Source organism: Agathobacter sp. (assembly GCF_977054825.1).
This window is the reverse complement of sequence record NZ_CDRTEH010000007.1, coordinates 82,808-98,870: the sequence shown is the minus strand read 5'-3', so window position 1 is coordinate 98,870 and position 16,063 is coordinate 82,808. Positions and strand designations below refer to the sequence as shown.

General features: G+C 39.6%; 11 protein-coding genes. 4 read left to right on the top strand and 7 right to left on the bottom strand.

From position 1 onward, the window contains the following. Nucleotides 1-893, top strand: an 893-nt coding sequence (locus ACW6PM_RS08190) for a hypothetical protein (protein WP_456056835.1), incomplete at its 5' end; no start/stop codon positions are given. 995 nt (nt 894-1,888) lie between these two features. Here the strand turns inward: ACW6PM_RS08190 and ACW6PM_RS08185 are convergent. The 7 genes from ACW6PM_RS08185 to ACW6PM_RS08155 form a co-directional block, all read right to left on the bottom strand. Next, nucleotides 1,889-2,800, bottom strand: a complete 912-nt coding sequence (locus ACW6PM_RS08185; RefSeq protein WP_456056834.1) for a hypothetical protein — start codon at nt 2,798-2,800, stop codon at nt 1,889-1,891. A gap of 100 nt (nt 2,801-2,900) precedes the next feature. Beyond that, nucleotides 2,901-3,938 carry a sugar transferase gene (locus tag ACW6PM_RS08180; RefSeq protein WP_456056833.1) on the bottom strand — a complete coding sequence of 346 codons (1,038 nt, stop codon included), beginning with the start codon at nt 3,936-3,938 and terminating at the stop codon, nt 2,901-2,903. 110 nt (nt 3,939-4,048) lie between these two features. Continuing rightward, the gene (locus tag ACW6PM_RS08175; RefSeq protein WP_456056832.1) at nt 4,049-5,608 is read right to left on the bottom strand and encodes a glycosyltransferase; all 1,560 of its coding nucleotides are present in this window, start codon (nt 5,606-5,608) and stop codon (nt 4,049-4,051) included. After that, nucleotides 5,595-6,869, bottom strand: a complete 1,275-nt coding sequence (locus ACW6PM_RS08170) for a hypothetical protein (protein ID WP_456056831.1) — start codon at nt 6,867-6,869, stop codon at nt 5,595-5,597. The genes ACW6PM_RS08175 and ACW6PM_RS08170 overlap by 14 nt, the downstream gene beginning before the upstream one ends. After that, the gene (locus ACW6PM_RS08165; RefSeq protein WP_456056830.1) at nt 6,866-9,037 is read right to left on the bottom strand and encodes a glycosyltransferase; all 2,172 of its coding nucleotides are present in this window, start codon (nt 9,035-9,037) and stop codon (nt 6,866-6,868) included. The genes ACW6PM_RS08170 and ACW6PM_RS08165 overlap by 4 nt, the downstream gene beginning before the upstream one ends. Nucleotides 9,038-9,135: 98 nt before the next feature. Then, nucleotides 9,136-10,386 carry a bacterial transcriptional activator domain-containing protein gene (locus tag ACW6PM_RS08160; protein WP_456056829.1) on the bottom strand — a complete coding sequence of 417 codons (1,251 nt, stop codon included), beginning with the start codon at nt 10,384-10,386 and terminating at the stop codon, nt 9,136-9,138. Nucleotides 10,387-10,606: 220 nt separating this feature from the next. After that, on the bottom strand, nt 10,607-11,497 hold the full coding sequence (locus ACW6PM_RS08155; protein WP_456056828.1) for a Yip1 family protein: 891 nt from the start codon (nt 11,495-11,497) through the stop codon (nt 10,607-10,609). A gap of 192 nt (nt 11,498-11,689) precedes the next feature. Between ACW6PM_RS08155 and ACW6PM_RS08150 the strand changes: the two genes are divergently transcribed. The 3 genes from ACW6PM_RS08150 to ACW6PM_RS08140 all read left to right on the top strand — a co-directional run bounded on the left by ACW6PM_RS08150 (nt 11,690) and on the right by ACW6PM_RS08140 (nt 16,060). Next, entirely contained in the window at nt 11,690-12,418 is a 729-nt protein-coding gene (locus tag ACW6PM_RS08150; RefSeq protein ID WP_456056827.1) for a LytR/AlgR family response regulator transcription factor, read from the top strand. Nucleotides 12,419-12,485: 67 nt separating this feature from the next. After that, nucleotides 12,486-14,339 (top strand): GHKL domain-containing protein, encoded by a 1,854-nt coding sequence (locus ACW6PM_RS08145; RefSeq protein ID WP_456056826.1) that lies wholly within the window; start codon nt 12,486-12,488, stop codon nt 14,337-14,339. Nucleotides 14,340-14,416: 77 nt separating this feature from the next. Continuing rightward, on the top strand, nt 14,417-16,060 hold the full coding sequence (locus ACW6PM_RS08140; RefSeq protein WP_456056825.1) for an EAL domain-containing protein: 1,644 nt from the start codon (nt 14,417-14,419) through the stop codon (nt 16,058-16,060). The last annotated feature ends 3 nt before the right edge of the window (nt 16,061-16,063 follow it).

Here is a 16,063-nt window from a genome sequence, read left to right as displayed (position 1 = left end):
ATGCACTTGTGCTTGCTGAGGTGCTTGCGCTGGTTGAGGCACTGGTGCTTGCTGAGGTGCTTGCACTTGTTGAGGCACTCGTACTTGCCGATGTACTTGCACTTGTTGAGGCACTCGTACTTGCCGAGGTGCTTGCACTTGTTGAGGCACTCGTACTTGCTGAGGTGCTTGCGCTGGTTGAAGCACTGGTACTAGCTGATGTACTTGCGCTGGTTGAAGCACTTGTACTAGCTGAGGTACTTGCACTTGTCGATGCACTTGTGCTTGCTGAGGTGCTTGCGCTGGTTGAGGCACTGGTGCTTGCTGAGGTGCTTGCACTTGTTGAGGCACTCGTACTTGCCGATGTACTTGCACTTGTTGAGGCACTCGTACTTGCCGATGTGCTTGCACTTGTTGAGGCACTCGTACTTGCTGAGGTGCTTGCGCTGGTTGAAGCACTGGTACTAGCTGAGGTACTTGCGCTTGTTGATGCACTGATGCTTGCTGAGATACTTGCACTTGTTGAGGCACTCGTACTTGCTGAGGTACTTGCGCTTGTCGATGCACTCGTACTTGCACTGGTGCTTGCTGAGGTACTTGCACTTGTTGAGGCACTTGTACTAGCTGAGGTGCTTGCACTTGTCGATGCACTCGTGCTTGCCGATGTACTTGCACTTGTTGAGGCACTGGTGCTTGCGCTTGTTGAGGCACTCGTACTTGCTGATGTACTTGCACTTGTTGAGGCACTGGTGCTTGCTGAGGCACTTGCACTTGTTGATGCACTGGTGCTTGCTGAGGCACTTGCACTTGTTGAGGCACTGGTACTTGCCGATGTGCTTGCACTTGTCGAGGCACTCGTACTTGCTTCAACACTCAAACTCTCTGATATTCTTACTGATTCACTCTTCTCATAGTTTGGATCTGCATCATCCAATAAATCAATAGAATCCCCATGTTTATATGCATATTTATAAGTATGTACTCCTCCAGTATTACTACTTCTGAATTCTACCCATTCATTATCAGACACTTTTAATACAAACGCATTTCCATCACATATATACAATTCGCCTGTTATAGAATGTTTTATTTGATGCTTTCCTTTCCCTGTTGTCCAATTAAATGTAACATTATCAAAATCATTAAAATATTCATAATTATTTGTATATGAATTCTTAACTCTATACTGACAAGATCCATTTTCCCAAAAAATGGACCATACTTCGGTTTTAGATTTAATATCAGATCCAGCTAAATCTTTAAAATTACTTGCCGTAATCTTAGTGACATGATGTACCCTATTTGATACACAATCATCTCTATATGTATCATTACTTGCAAGTTGCGGCATTCCACTCATTCGAGCATAAACAGCCGTATCCTGTTCTGCATCATCTATGTATGTAGCCGCTACAACATTATCACCACTCTGTTGTTCTGCATCACTCTGCTTAGCACTTTCGCTGATGCTTGAGCTTTCACTGGTACTTTCACTTTCACTTACACTCACGCTCTCACTCTCGCTAGTGCTCTCTGAAGCGCTTTCACTCATGCTCTGTGTTGTACTCTCGCTATACTCTGTACGTTCGCTCTCAGACAAAGAGCCTGCGTCAACTAATGAATTGGAATCTGCTGCCGATTCATTAATTGCAGCCATAACCATATCAGCCCCCTGGATAGAACTGACTCCACCCATGGCAATTCCCGCTGCGGTTATACCTTTTAAAATACTGTCAACCTTCTTCTTATTCATATAGTCTCTCCTTATTCACACGAATCCGGACACTTGGATTATATGCTTCCTAATCCTCTTTCATCCGGACATAACTATAGTTTTCCTCTTTTACACTATAAATATAAACTCCTAGGTGTATCTAAAATCGTATAAAAACATTTATATACCGCCAAATCATAGCCTTTCTCTACACAAAATCAAGGTATCCAGCAATAATTTTCTGGTATATATCCCATTTATGAACAAATCTTGCAGTTTTTTTACATTTGCGTAGTATTGACTCAATTTATCTTCCGATTCTGATACAGCTATCCTGTATACATCTTCAAAATCTGTTGCTGCTGCTCCTATTTCATTATCTGTCACATACTTTTCACAGCTCAGCCCCTTTTTTACTATCACCGGGATTCCGGCAGCCATATAAAGTCCAAGTGCCTGCTCATCAGTATCCCATATTAGTCCAAAGCCTCCGTCTGACAACCTGAGTATAGATTCATTGACGTGGTACTCATCATATCGCACCACCTCTATATTCAAATTGTTCAATAGATAGTCATTTTGACTCGTTTCCGCCATGATATATAATTTTTTATTTTTATGCTCATTTGCGCAAATGTCTGTCATATAATCCGGTACATTCTGAATCAGATAAGGTTTTTCTTTTAATCCTTTCCCGATATAGTAATCCCTCAACGCAGCTGAGGCAAAAATAAACATATCAGCCCGGTTAAGCAACGTAATTTCATCACTCAAAGAATACTCACTATCATCTCTATCGGATGCTATTTCCTGTATAAACGCAACAATTTTCGTTCCATGATATCTTCTTAAATGCTCAAATAAAAATCCATCGTATCTGGGACTCTCACCGCTTGGATGCTGAAAAATCACTATATCCTCCGGACAAAGTGATGCGATTATGCCATCCATCCTAACATGAAGTTCATCATCACTATCATATGCATCAGGAAATTTAAATAAGCTCATTTCTTTAAAGGCAAGTGTTTCACCTGCGTTTTTCACCGCATTTTGACGGAGGCCAATCAATCCGCCTATGTTATAAGTTTTTGTAATATGTACGCTCATAATCTCTTCCCCATTATTCCACTGTAGCAACTATCTGTGATTCATACACCTGATCATGGTCAAATACTATATCTTGTCACTGTTGATTTGTCTGCTAAATCTATATATGGTCCTGATATCTGTTTTCAGCCGATGTACAAGCATTTTCCAACACCTCAATTATTGCATCCTGAAGCGTTTTTCTTGTATATGCGCCATCTAATATCAGCTTTTGAATATTTTTTACATTATGATAGAGCTCTATATACTCTGCATCCGTAATACTCTGAACCAGTTTATCAGCTTCATCCAACGTATCGACTGCATATCCCAGACCGTTTCTTTCGACAAATTTCTCATGAACACAGCCTCTTTTTACTATAACAGGTATTCCTGCTGCCAGATTTGTACCTAGCTTGTACGGCTGATTCATCGAATAATATCTGTCAAAATATTCATCATCACTCCAAACAAGCCCAAAGCCACCTTTGGAAAGCTCATGCATTAGTTTTTCCTGCTCAAAATACCCTCTCCAGCAAAAGCTGTCATCATTTTCTCGGTCCGGCTTATTTGCATCATATTGATAAATCGGTGTCTTGCCATGATACTCTGCCAGAAATGGAAAACGATTATAGTTCCCGGCAAAATGAAAGCATCTCGTTACAGCATGATCCACAAAACAAATGTCTGATGGCATATCCCAAATAGTCTGATAGATAACCAGCTTCTCATCAAGCCCATTTTCTTTCAGATAACGATGCATCTTCTTTGATGGCAAAATAAGTAAATCCGCCTTATTGAGAGTTCTGATTTCCATATCAAGAATTGCCTGCTCAGAATCAAACATGAGCTTTTGTATATCCTGAACAAAAATTATCAGCTTTGTATCCCGGTATGACTTTATCTTGTTTACAAAGCTCTCATCATAATTCACCCCAATCCAGCTTGGATACTGGAAAATCACAATATCCCCATAGTTAAGAGGCGCAATTATCCCATCAAGGCGTTTGTCTATTTCCTTTGCATAGTCTGGCTTTAAAGGATAAAAAGATAAGCCCATTTCATGGCAGCCAATACTCTGAGCCACCTTTAATACTCTTCTATGTGCCAGACTGGCAGTTCCTGCCATGTTGTTTAGTGTGGTAATGTGTGTTTTCATTGATACTCCTGTCTACAAGCCTGTAGTTTCATTGATGTTTTCCAACATTTGTCTCTCATACTCAAGCCAATAATCCTTAGAATGATTTACCTTCATGTTACTGCATTTCTCTATGAAATTAAGTTTGACGAATTGAGGTATGGTATATTTTTTATGAGCTGCATCCATTTTGATTCTATTACATGCTCCTTATACTCTTCAGCAATTTTATAGGAATTCTCATGAAATTTCTTCAATCTGTTATCATCCTCAAATATTTTAACTATTGCTGCTGCAGTTCTTTCACAGAGCTTATCTTTATTTTGAAAGTCTGTTTCAACATCAAAATCCACCAGGTAGCCATTTTCATCTGGATGTATAAAAAGCCTGTTTCCATATCTGACATCCAGTCCAACCATGGCAAGTCCGTCTCCTACAGCCTCCATAAGTGAAAGTCCAAATGTTTCGCACAAAGAAAATGATGCAAACAATTCATAGTGTGGATAGCTCTTTTTAAGATTACAGTGTCCTTTAAAGTGAATATAATCATCAGCGCCTGCATCTTTAACTATATTTTGTAAATATATAGTATACTCATCGTCGCCACTTCCATATATATCCAGATTGATTGTCTGATTTATCTCATGCGCTTTTATCACACTCTTAATAAGAATATCAATACCTTTCCTCGGACTAAGTCTTGAAGCAGATATTATGCTGCCTCGCCTACGCTCATTTTTACTTTTAATTTTACCTTCAGGTATAGCCCCTGGGGGAATAGCTGCAACATGCGGAACAAAACAATCATACTCTTTTAAAAATGCTTCCAGACTTCTTTTATGCTCATCCGTACCAACAACAAAATAATCTATTGCCTCTGAATATTTGAACCAATAATAATACTCATAGTTCATGTATAATGAACCTTCATTCTCATACATTTTATAAAAATGATCTGAATGCAGCACAGCTACCAGCTTTGATTTACCTCTATTTTCAAAAAGCGGCTGCATATAATCTAAATATCCTGCTCTGTCCATTATACATACATCGTTCTCACAAAGATCAAGTGCCTTTACAAATCTTTCTACAAATCCTATATTGTCTATAATTTCGCTTTCTTTAAACAGATACTCAACCTTGTCTACATATATACATTGTTCATAAACCATTTGCCCCTGTCTGTTCCAAAAAATTCTTCTTTCCGGATTTAAGCCATTGTTTGAATCATTATCCCAATTATACAGTTCTGTATACGACAAGCTGTCTGTATAATAATTTACTAAATACTTTTTTCCGTTTTTAAAGAGACTTTCATTTATAACAAATCCATCTTCATCACATAATATTTCAACTATTTTGTCACCAGAATTATATAGACAAATCATCTTTCCATTTTCATCTATATCATCATACTCATAGTTTTCTTTTTCATTTTCTAAAAGAGTTTCTTTTTTCACAGACAAACTCATATCTGCTCTTCCGGTCATAAAAAGATGTGCAGACATAATCTGACCGCGTTTTATTTTTTGCGAACCATACAGCTCCATATCCCTAATTGTCGGCAGCTCTGTAAAAATAAATTTAGCATCTACATTGTTTTTTGCAAACAATCTTGCTCTAAATCCCTGAGCAACATCGACTCCGGAAAATTCATATCCACTAAGTAATGTAAAATCAAATACTCTCATCTATATCACCCATAACTACTTTTGCAGCTAACTGTTTTAATTGTTTCTTTTGCCTGTCTATATATTCATCGAATATCGTCTGACTGTTTATTATATTTTTTAGAGTTTCTTTCATCTTCACATAGTCGCTGCTATCAAAAATATTTTCCATTAGATATAATTCTTTTGAATGTGCCGTATTGTCAAACGCTAGTATTAGCATATTATTTATCAGCGCCTGGTTTACTGCATTGTATAGCTCTCTGTAATGATTGATATCCAAATAAATATCGCATCTTTCAAACAGTTCTTCTATCTTCTGTTCAGAAATACACGGGTATAGCTCAACATTATTATTTATATCCAGTTTTGTTAATTTATCTGACATAATGGTGCTGGCAGCTATATGAAATGTTATTTCCGGAAAGTCATTTATAAGCTGTTCAATATACTCGAGTTGATCCGTTTCTGTAATAATAAATGCTTCCTTTTTTCCAAATTTTGATTTATTATTTTCAAAATATGAATATAGTCTGTCGCATTTACAATCCGAATTATCTTTATACCAATTGACCTGCTGCTCTTCACTGCACAGTATTCGAAATGCTGTGTTTGTCTGAGTTATTTTTGTCAAATCTGAATTTAATCTATTCTGTGGCAGATATGATATTTTAAAATTCCCATAATCCCCAGCAAATTTATTCAATACCTCATCACTTGTCAGCCATATATTTTCATCATATATTTCACCGGATTTAAGATAAGCTTCCAGATAATCAGCAAAGCCTCTATAGCTTCTCGGACTAATGCCCATGCCCAACAATGTATATGTCTTTGGACCTGTCTGTTCTATTACCTTAATGTCACCATTTCTATCATAGAATTCCCTAGCTGTAACATTACCACCGTTCACATTCTCCGAACAATATTTATATCCATATTTGTTGTAATAGTCTACTCTATATACTGTATTATTTCTGTCAATCCACTCTACTCTGCTGACCATTCTTTTCTCTATCGGATTCTTAAAATAGATGTTTGCCTTTTTGGTTTTATTATCATATATAGCACCATTTACCCCATCAGCACGAACGCTCCAGTATTGAGGGATATCTATAAATGCATAATACAAGTCTTTTTCCTTATGCACATCGTTTTTTTCAGACATGCCGCAAAACAAATCTATGGCTTCTATTATTTTACAGTCTTTAAATCCCACATTTTCTATCAGTTCTATTATATTTTTTTCAGTCTTATCCAATTCATCAGTAATAAAAATCATAGGATAAACCCACCCTCTGTATAATGCAAAAACCTCTGTGTTATAAAATAATTCTCACCATTTTCTAATCCAGCATTTTCCAGTATTTCCAGTCCATTGCCATCGTCCGCATCCGCAGAGACTATATAGACAGTATTGTCATCGCAGATAATCTCATTTTCCTTTAAATGCTCATGCCATTCGCAGCTATCAAATTCTCTGTTTAATAGTCTCATTGCATTCCTTATAGAGCTGTTCTCTCCACCATAAAATACGAGTCGTATATTGTTTTGAGTAACTTTTTTTAGCAGCTTCTCCAGCATACCTGTTCTATCCACAATTCTGCCCATAGAATTACACAATAAGCCATCCTCCATCTGCTCTCCCCATGGGGTTCTCAGTATTGTGAAATAGTAAGCTCTGTCAATTTCATTATTTGTATATAGCATCAACAGGGTTGCAGCATAATGATATATTTTTTTCTCTGCGTTCTCATTATTTTTTCTTGCCTCATCAATAAAGTAATTCCATTTTTCATCTATCAATAAGGTTTTTCCGCTGAATATGGCATTTAAAGCATCCTGGTCTGGAAGCCATGTTTGGGAATTAGCTTTCAGATAATCCATAACCTGTTGAAACAGGCTTCCATTTTTCCTGATATTTTCAAGGTTCATACAAAGAACACCCGCATTAAAATATCCGTCACGACTTGTCTGCCCTGCTGCTACAGCGTATGGAGTTCCCCAATTCCTTATTGTCGAACAATCCGGAGCTGCCGCCAGACAGTAATTATCTATATTTAGGTTCCATAATTCTTCAATATCTGTATTTACAAACAAATCAGAGTCCAAATATATTATTTTTTTCAAATCCGGCATAATATCCGGCAGCATAATTCTGAACATTGTTCCAATTGTAAATCTATTCATTGAATCAGCCAATGAGCCAAAAATGTCTGGATTAAAATGATGAAATTCTATGCCGTTTCCACTATTATCAGCAATAAGACTCAGCTTATTTTTATTCATTTCATTCAATGTGTCATCATGTAATATATGAAAAACTATTGGTGCTTTTGTATTTTCAACAATGGATTGCATCGTTGTTCCAGCCCAGACACTGTAATTTCCATCCTTATCATGTATACCAAGACAGATATGTATTGCATTATCTAAAAAGCATACATTATTCATTCTTTTCGCAGTTGCTCTCAGCTTTGACATTCTTTTCAATACCGCATCATCTGAAAAAGTCCTCACATATGGATTATCAAATATATCCGGTTCACTATTTATGAACTCTTCTTTGCAAATATCCAATTCTTTATTTAGAAAATTTTCTATTCTATTGTATGACTCCAGATATTGATGCCATAACAAAAATGACTGTATTTCACAGTGACATTGCTCAATTACATTTCCAAGTTCTGCTTTTCTACTTTGAATAGCCTGCCTTATATGATCCATAATAATCTTAGCATCCCGGATCTTTGCATTGCTAATTTCAGAACGTATAATGCCCTCTGTGTTCTCAAAATAATAGTATAATATCGATTGCACCTTACAATACTTCTTTGCAAGTAACACACAAAGCATGGAAAAATGAGTATCCTCATAATATACATCTTCTATAAATCTTAGATTATGTTCTCTTATGAATTTGGTCGAGTATAGCTTTGCCCATGCTGTTACATTAGTAAATCCGGTCAGATATAAAATAAGATTTTTCCTATTATCAACATTATCTAAATCAAGCCTTTGAATTTCAAAATCATTTACTTCTAATACATTTGGCTTGTCTTCTTTAAAACACGATACACCACACTGTGCCAAATCATAATCGTCCTCTGTCATTCTATCATGTAGCACCCTGAGCATATCCGGATGCACATAATCATCCGCATCCACGAATGTGATATATTTGCCGGTACAGATATCCATTCCCAGATTACGTGCACCGCCACACTTTCCCTTTTTCTGTATTTTAAGAGATATAACATTCTCCGGGTATTGTCTTTGTAAGGATTCTAATATAGACCATGTATTGTCTGTCGATAAATCATCTATGAGTATCACTTCGAGATTTTCAAAGCCATATGTCTGGCTGTAAATTGAATCGAAGCATCTCATAATGTATTTTTGTACATTGTAGCATGGAATAATTACTGATATCTTGTCTTTACCATTCATAACATTTTCTCCATAATATATATAATAATCAAATTGAGTCTTACCCTAATTGTGTACCATCACCTTACGGCTTTTCCAACCTATTTGTACTATTCCCTTTACAACTCACAAACGATACTGTTCACATGATATTTTTCCGCTGCTTTCGGATTTTTCTTTGCGAACTGACGGTTGATTCTCTTTTTGACTATCTCGCAGTCCTCACGCTTTATTCCGATGAGCATGATAAGAAACTGCACCTTGCCATACGAGGTATATATGTCACTGTAGCGGATTGATTCACCGACGCACTTCTTGAGCTGTCTTGAATACTTGTTTATCTTCGTCTCACTCTGCACCTGTCTGCCTTCCTCGTCCTCGAGTGTACAGAGCATGAGATACACGGGTACCCTTGTGCGCTTCATGATACGGATGGATGACTGGTATATGCCCCTGAATACCGGGTAGCCGCAGAAATATCCGCCTCTTTCTGTTTCCTCCTGCTCGCTCATGCCCTCCTGGATGTTTTCCAGTATCTCATGTGCATGATTCATCTGATTGCTGTATTTCTCAAGGATTTCCAAAAGTCTTGACGATGGATAAATACCGCACTCCCTGAGATAATAGTCCACGACATCCGTGTAGAGCCCTTCCGCCTCATCATATCGTCTGGTCTCTACCATCGCCTCCATGATGAGCTCCTCCCATTCATTGAACGGATCGACCTTTGCAGCATATACTCCCAGCTTCTCCAGTCCCTTGAACTGTTTTCTCTTTCGCAGTATGTATGCGGCTTCCTTTATGATTTTCTCAAACATAGTGTGATAGCGCCTGGCCTCCTGTGCTATCCATGTCTCACCCGTATATGCCGACAGAAATTCGCCCTTGTACAGATATAGTGCCTTTACGTACAGCTCAAGCAGTTTGTCTTCTATTTCCTTTGTCTGCTCATCACACACTGTCTTTTCATGCTCAGTCTCCTGTGGTATCTGCTTTTCCAGTGTACAGACCTCGTTATAGATTTTCTCAAACTCTGCTGCGTCCTCTTCTATCTCTATGTCCGGTGTCCAGTAATATATGCCTCCCTCCAAATATATGAGGTTCTTTCCCGGCAGTCCGAGCTGGGTGAGCTTTTGCTTTGTCTTGTACACAATAACTCTCAGTGCTGTGTGAGGTGCATCTATATCACGCTCACCGATTACTATTTCCTCGAGCTTATCCTTTGCTATTCCGCAGTCAGAATAGTGCATCATAGCCTGCATCAGGCGGTTGAACTGGCTCTCCTTATGCATTTTTTCCGCCACAAACGGTGCTCCGTTATAGTCCATTCTGAAATTTCCAAACATCTGTACCTTAATTGTGTGCGTCATAGGTGCCTCGCTTCCTTAGTCTAAACATATTAATTAATCTAATTAATATTATACATCAATTCCGCACATGCCAATAACCACGACAATTTACACGAACAGTGTCAAAACTCGTACTTGACAAATTGTGTGGTATGTGCTGCATGCCCCGGAATATAAAAAGATCCTGCAAGAAAATCTCACAGGACCCGGTTATTTCTGATATATTATATCAGATATTAACTTAGAAAATAGCATTTACTATTGTTGAACCAACGGCTGTTGCAAGGAATGCCAGTCCGCACACGAGCGGAAGCTTGTTGTCATCCTCTTCTATTGCCCTTACTCCAAAGAATATGCATACATATCCCACTACACCTGCAAATGTATGCAGCCAGCTGCTCACATTGCCAAAGAACTGGAATGGGATTATATCGATGATTGCTGCCACAAGGATGATCGGGAGGTATACTGCGTCGTACAGACATGCTGCTGAGAGTGTCTGTGCAAATGTCACCTTTTTATCCTTCTGCACTGCGTTTAATACAACCAGAATGACTGCTGCAAGGATGAGCACCCTCACTGCCTCTCCTACGATTCCTGAGAAGATTCCCTCAAAGAAGCTTGCCGGGTAGAATGAGAAGCCGAAGCCGCCTATGCTGCCAATCACGCTTGATAACAGATATACTACAGAAAGCACTACCTCTACTATAGCAAATAAGCCGATGAATATAAAGCCTGATGCCATATTTGCATTCTTTACAAAGTCTGCTGCAGCCTGTGCCGGCTTCTTGATGAGCCCCTTGTATAGTGTGATGATAGATGCCACATTTTTGTCATTCTGCAGCTGCTGTCCTGCCGCACTCACCTGCTGTGTGAAGTTGTCAAACGCCTGCGACTGTGCATTGCCCTGTGGCTGTCCGTTGAACTGTGCCTGTGCGTTGCCCTGAGGCTGTCCATTGAACTGTGCCTGTGCGTTACCCTGCGGCTGTCCATTGAACTGTGCCTGCTGTGCTGCATTGTCTGCCTGTGCGTTGTCCTGTGTCTGATTTGGTGCCTGTGTCTGTGCCTGCTGACGACATGTACATACCTCATCATCAGCTAATTGCCTGCCACAATTTGTACAGTATTTCATAACTGAAACCTCCTTAAAATAATTAATAAACTGCTGATAATTATATTAGCATTTCGGATATTTAATAGCAATATTTATTTGATATTTATTTCATATTATATTATGATTATTAAAGGGTCAAAAGGTATCATCGATGCATGCTTGCATGCAGTAATCTGATTAATCATCCCTAGTATTTAAAGAGGAATCAACATGCCACAAACACTTAATATAGCTGTCTGCGAGGACGAGGCTGCCGAAACCGAGCTGCTTTGTGATATTCTCGACCACAGCGATATCAAAAATACATACACTGTCTTTACAAATGCCGATTCTCTGCTTGCCTCATACGAGCATGGGAAGTATGACCTGTTGCTCATGGATATATACATGAAGGATTCCATGACCGGCATCGAGGCAGTCTCTATAATCCGTGAGACAGACACCGATATCCCGGTTGCTTTTATCACAACAAGCACAGAGCACGCCTTAGAAAGCTACAGGCTGTCCGCCATAGGCTATATCGAAAAGCCTGTTTCTGCAGCTGAGCTAAGTAACATCCTTCACCTCGCCATGCTGAAAAAATCCGATGCTCCATCGCTTTATGTGAAGAGAAATAAGAGTATGGAGAAGCTTGCTCTTTCGGATATCATGTACATAGAGCAGAGAGCCAGACAGATTTTCATACATTTAAATGACAACGAGGAAATCATCTGCTATGAGAAGCTTTCAGAGCTTTCAGAGCAGCTGCCTACTGAGCTGTTTTTTCTGCCACACAAAAGCTACGCGGTGAACCTGTCGTATGTCACACGCATCGACACAGCGCTCAAGTGCTTTGTGATGGCTGATGACACAAATATCCCTATCAAGAGAGAGCTCTCAGGCAAGGCCAAAAAGGCAATGGAGAGATACTTTTTCGAGCACACCAGAGGGCTAAAATAAGTCACTTTCCTATTGATTGATGTGAGCTAAAACTGTCAAAAGTAATACACTGCAAGGAGCCCGGATTATGAAAAACAAAAGCGCTATACGAAATATTCCCTATCTGACAATCATGGAGCTTATACTGATTTGTATACTGCTTTTTTCCTCAAAAAACATGATTATGAGCCAGGCGAGCTATCCTGAAGCCACTATCGTAAGCTCTGCATATGCTGTGGTGGAGGGCTCTGATTCAGATAAAGAGGAAATCACGTTTCCACATACCTTTAAGCACCTTTCGCCGCGCACACGTGTCACCGTCACCACCCATATCAACCTGAACAAGGATGATCCGATCTACATAAAGACCGTCTATTCCCCTGCAAAGGTCTATTTAGATGATGAGCTCATATATGAGTTTGGCAGGCCCGAAAACTATCCATCCTATATGAAGGATCCTGCAACAGAGGGGTACCTGATAGGCACTGACGGTCATTCGGGTGATGCAGAGCTTCGCATAGAGTATCTGTCTCCTGTCACCAGAAGCTCGCTTACTGTGTATTCTCCTATCTACGGAGCATACAAATCCTTATTTTTCACACTGTTAAAGCTGAATAAATGGTCATTCTTTATAGCACTGCTAGAGCTTGCTGCAGGTGTTTTGTTTATATTTATCTCACTGATGCTTTTATACTACGATAAAGAGGTTTGCAAGATGATATTTCATTTTGGCTTCTTCTCACTCATGGTAGGCATGTGGTCTATCGGTGAGTGCAACTACACAGGTGTCATAGTCAAAAACCCTACTATGCTATATCTATGTGCTTTTATAGGGCTTTTCTCGCAGATGATTCCGCTGTTGTATTTCTGCAGGCTCGCAGTTGATTTTAAAAATGACAAGCCTATTATAGTTATCGCGAAGCTCCTCACCGTGCTTGACTTTATCGCATGTGCCTTACAGCTTAGCGGTATGGTTGCACTGTCCCAGAGCATGTATGTGTTCCATGTCATTTTACCACTCATACTTTGCTTCCTGACTGCATACACCATCCTTGAGGCTGTTCGCAACCAAAATAGCAGGGCAAAACGGCTGATGGTTCCGATATTCATACTGGCACTCGCTTCATGTGCCGAGATAATCAATTATCATTTGAAATTTGTGTCATCACTGTCACTGCTGTACCAGCTTGGAACTCTGCTTTTCATTATAATCATGGGAAATATCATGGGGCTTAATATAAGCGATATGCTAAGGATAAAGCGCGAAAACGAAAGGCTCGTATTTGATATGAATCTCCTCGAGCAGTCTCTGTCTGAGCAGAGGAAATATAATTCACTCATCACAACAAACGAACAGCTGTTTAAGAAGCAGCGTCACGATCTGCGTCACCAGCTGGTTGCAATAAAAGGCCTCGCAAACACTGAAAATAAGCCGCTGAACGAATACCTGGATGCCCTGATTCACAGCATTCCATATGCGCCTGCAAGCTATTGCGAAAACAGGGTGGTCAATTCCATTCTGTCATACTACAGTGCCATATGTAAAAATGACAATATTGCTCTTGAGACAAAGCTCATTGTTCCGGAAACCGATGATGCGACCCTGGACAACGACCTGTGCCTGGTATTTGGAAATCTGATAGAAAACGCCATAGAAGCATGTAAACGCATGGATAGCCCGGATACTTCAGATAACGCACCATCACGCTTTATCCGTCTGCATGCCCATATCCACTACAAGACACTAATCGTAACCATGGACAACAGCTTTGACGGGCATGTTACCATTCAAAACGGAAAATACCGTTCTTCAAAGAGGGATGACTATGGTATAGGCCTGTCCTCCATCCGGTCTGTTGCCGGCAAATATGATGGAGACGTTGCATTTGAAGCAGCTGATGGTGTATTTCAGTCGTCAGTATACCTTCAAATATATAAATGACACATTGTATATAATGCATATATATGTTATAATATTAAAAGAATTTTGTGCATAATACACATATGGAGTCTTGATTTATGATAGAACACACGATATACAAGGAATTTATCGATAAAATTTCAGAATTATCAGATGGGATATATCCTATCATCACCGACCTGGATAACGACATATCATACGTACCTCAAAAGACAGCTGATTTTTTCGGCTTTGAAGCCGGCGAGCATACCTGCTTCTTTGAACAGCTTGGCTCTTGTGTCAACAACGTTGACCTGCCTGAATATAAGCAGGAAATCCGCTATCGCTTAAATGGCGAAAAACTGGATGATATATTTTATGTCCGCATGGGAAAGCATACCAAAGAATATATGATGGGATTTTATTCTGATATTTTTGCCGGTGATGACGGACACTGCTACCATGTCCTCGTGCTTAGAAACGAAAATACTCTTCCGGATATCGACCCATATACATATCTTTACGGTCAGTCAAAGTTTGTAAATGATATCAACGGCTACATCATGGAAAACAGGTCTGTAGCCATAATTGAGGTGGAGATAGGCCATATAGATGAGTTCAATATACTGTATGGTTCCAATTTCAGCACTGCAATCCAGCGTGAGCTCGCGCTCAAATTCATCTACATGATGGATGGCAGCACCGCCACATACTATATGAATAATTCCAAGTTTGTATTTGTGGTAAAGGAAGCTGACCGTGCCACTGCTGAGGCCTTTTATCAAAAAATTGCAGACACCATAAATTCCATGTATTTCTTTAAGTGCTTTAGATTTGAGTTTGATATATATGCCGCTTGCCTGATTCTCAAGGATTATGACGGTGATACATCTACTGTCATCAGCAAGGTGGAGTACACTCTTGACCGCGCGAGGGAGCTTCACAGCCCTGATTTGTTATTTTTTAACGATATGGTCAGGTTCAATGGCAGCTCGCATATAGACATCATGAAAATCATCCATCAGTCGGTTATCAATAGCTGTGATGGCTTTTTTGTGGAGTTTCAGCCGATTGTAAAGGCAAAAACCGGCGAAATAATGGGTGCTGAGGCACTTGTGCGCTGGAAGAAGGAGCCTTTTGGCACAGTACCACCGGGTCTGTTTATCGACTGGCTTGAGGATACGCCGGCTATGTATGAGCTCGGAAATTATATCATGAGAACTGCAATAAGCGCAGCCTGTGAATTTGCAAAGGTAAAACCGGGATTTTTCATCAATGTAAATGCATCCTCAGAGCAGCTTGAAAAGGAATGCTTTGTAAAAGATACTCTGGCAATTCTTAAAGAGTATGATTTTCCGCCTTCACAGCTGTGGATAGAAATTACAGAGCGATGCCGGGACCTGCCTGTATCTATGATAAAGAAAACAGTCACAGCTTTAAGGGATGCAGGAATCCACATCACAATGGATGACTATGGCACGGGAAGCTCTTCATCACAGATGATGCTTGAGCTTCCTGTAGAGGGTATCAAGATAGATATGTGCTTTATAAAGGGTATTTTCGAAGAGAAAAAGAAGCAGGCACTTGTAATCGGAATGATTAACTTTGCCCGTGCCGCAGATCTTAGGATATGTATCGAAGGCATCGAAAATGAAGACCTCGAAAGCTATCTCAGACAGTTTGATGTCACCTGGTTCCAGGGCTATCACTACTCGAAGCCTATATGTCAGGATGAGCTTATGAAGCTTCTTATTAAGCCATAGCCC

Bases quoted from the DNA above. Each gene is read 5' to 3' on its own strand.
- ACW6PM_RS08185 (WP_456056834.1), bottom strand. From the start codon at position 2,800: ATGAGCGTACATATTACAAAAACTTATAACATAGGCGGATTGATTGGC.
- ACW6PM_RS08180 (WP_456056833.1), bottom strand. From the start codon at position 3,938: ATGAAAACACACATTACCACACTAAACAACATGGCAGGAACTGCCAGT.
- ACW6PM_RS08175 (WP_456056832.1), bottom strand. From the start codon at position 5,608: ATGAGAGTATTTGATTTTACATTACTTAGTGGATATGAATTTTCCGGA.
- ACW6PM_RS08170 (WP_456056831.1), bottom strand. From the start codon at position 6,869: ATGATTTTTATTACTGATGAATTGGATAAGACTGAAAAAAATATAATA.
- ACW6PM_RS08165 (WP_456056830.1), bottom strand. From the start codon at position 9,037: ATGAATGGTAAAGACAAGATATCAGTAATTATTCCATGCTACAATGTA.
- ACW6PM_RS08160 (WP_456056829.1), bottom strand. From the start codon at position 10,386: ATGACGCACACAATTAAGGTACAGATGTTTGGAAATTTCAGAATGGAC.
- ACW6PM_RS08155 (WP_456056828.1), bottom strand. From the start codon at position 11,497: ATGAAATACTGTACAAATTGTGGCAGGCAATTAGCTGATGATGAGGTA.
- ACW6PM_RS08150 (WP_456056827.1), top strand. From the start codon at position 11,690: ATGCCACAAACACTTAATATAGCTGTCTGCGAGGACGAGGCTGCCGAA.
- ACW6PM_RS08145 (WP_456056826.1), top strand. From the start codon at position 12,486: ATGAAAAACAAAAGCGCTATACGAAATATTCCCTATCTGACAATCATG.
- ACW6PM_RS08140 (WP_456056825.1), top strand. From the start codon at position 14,417: ATGATAGAACACACGATATACAAGGAATTTATCGATAAAATTTCAGAA.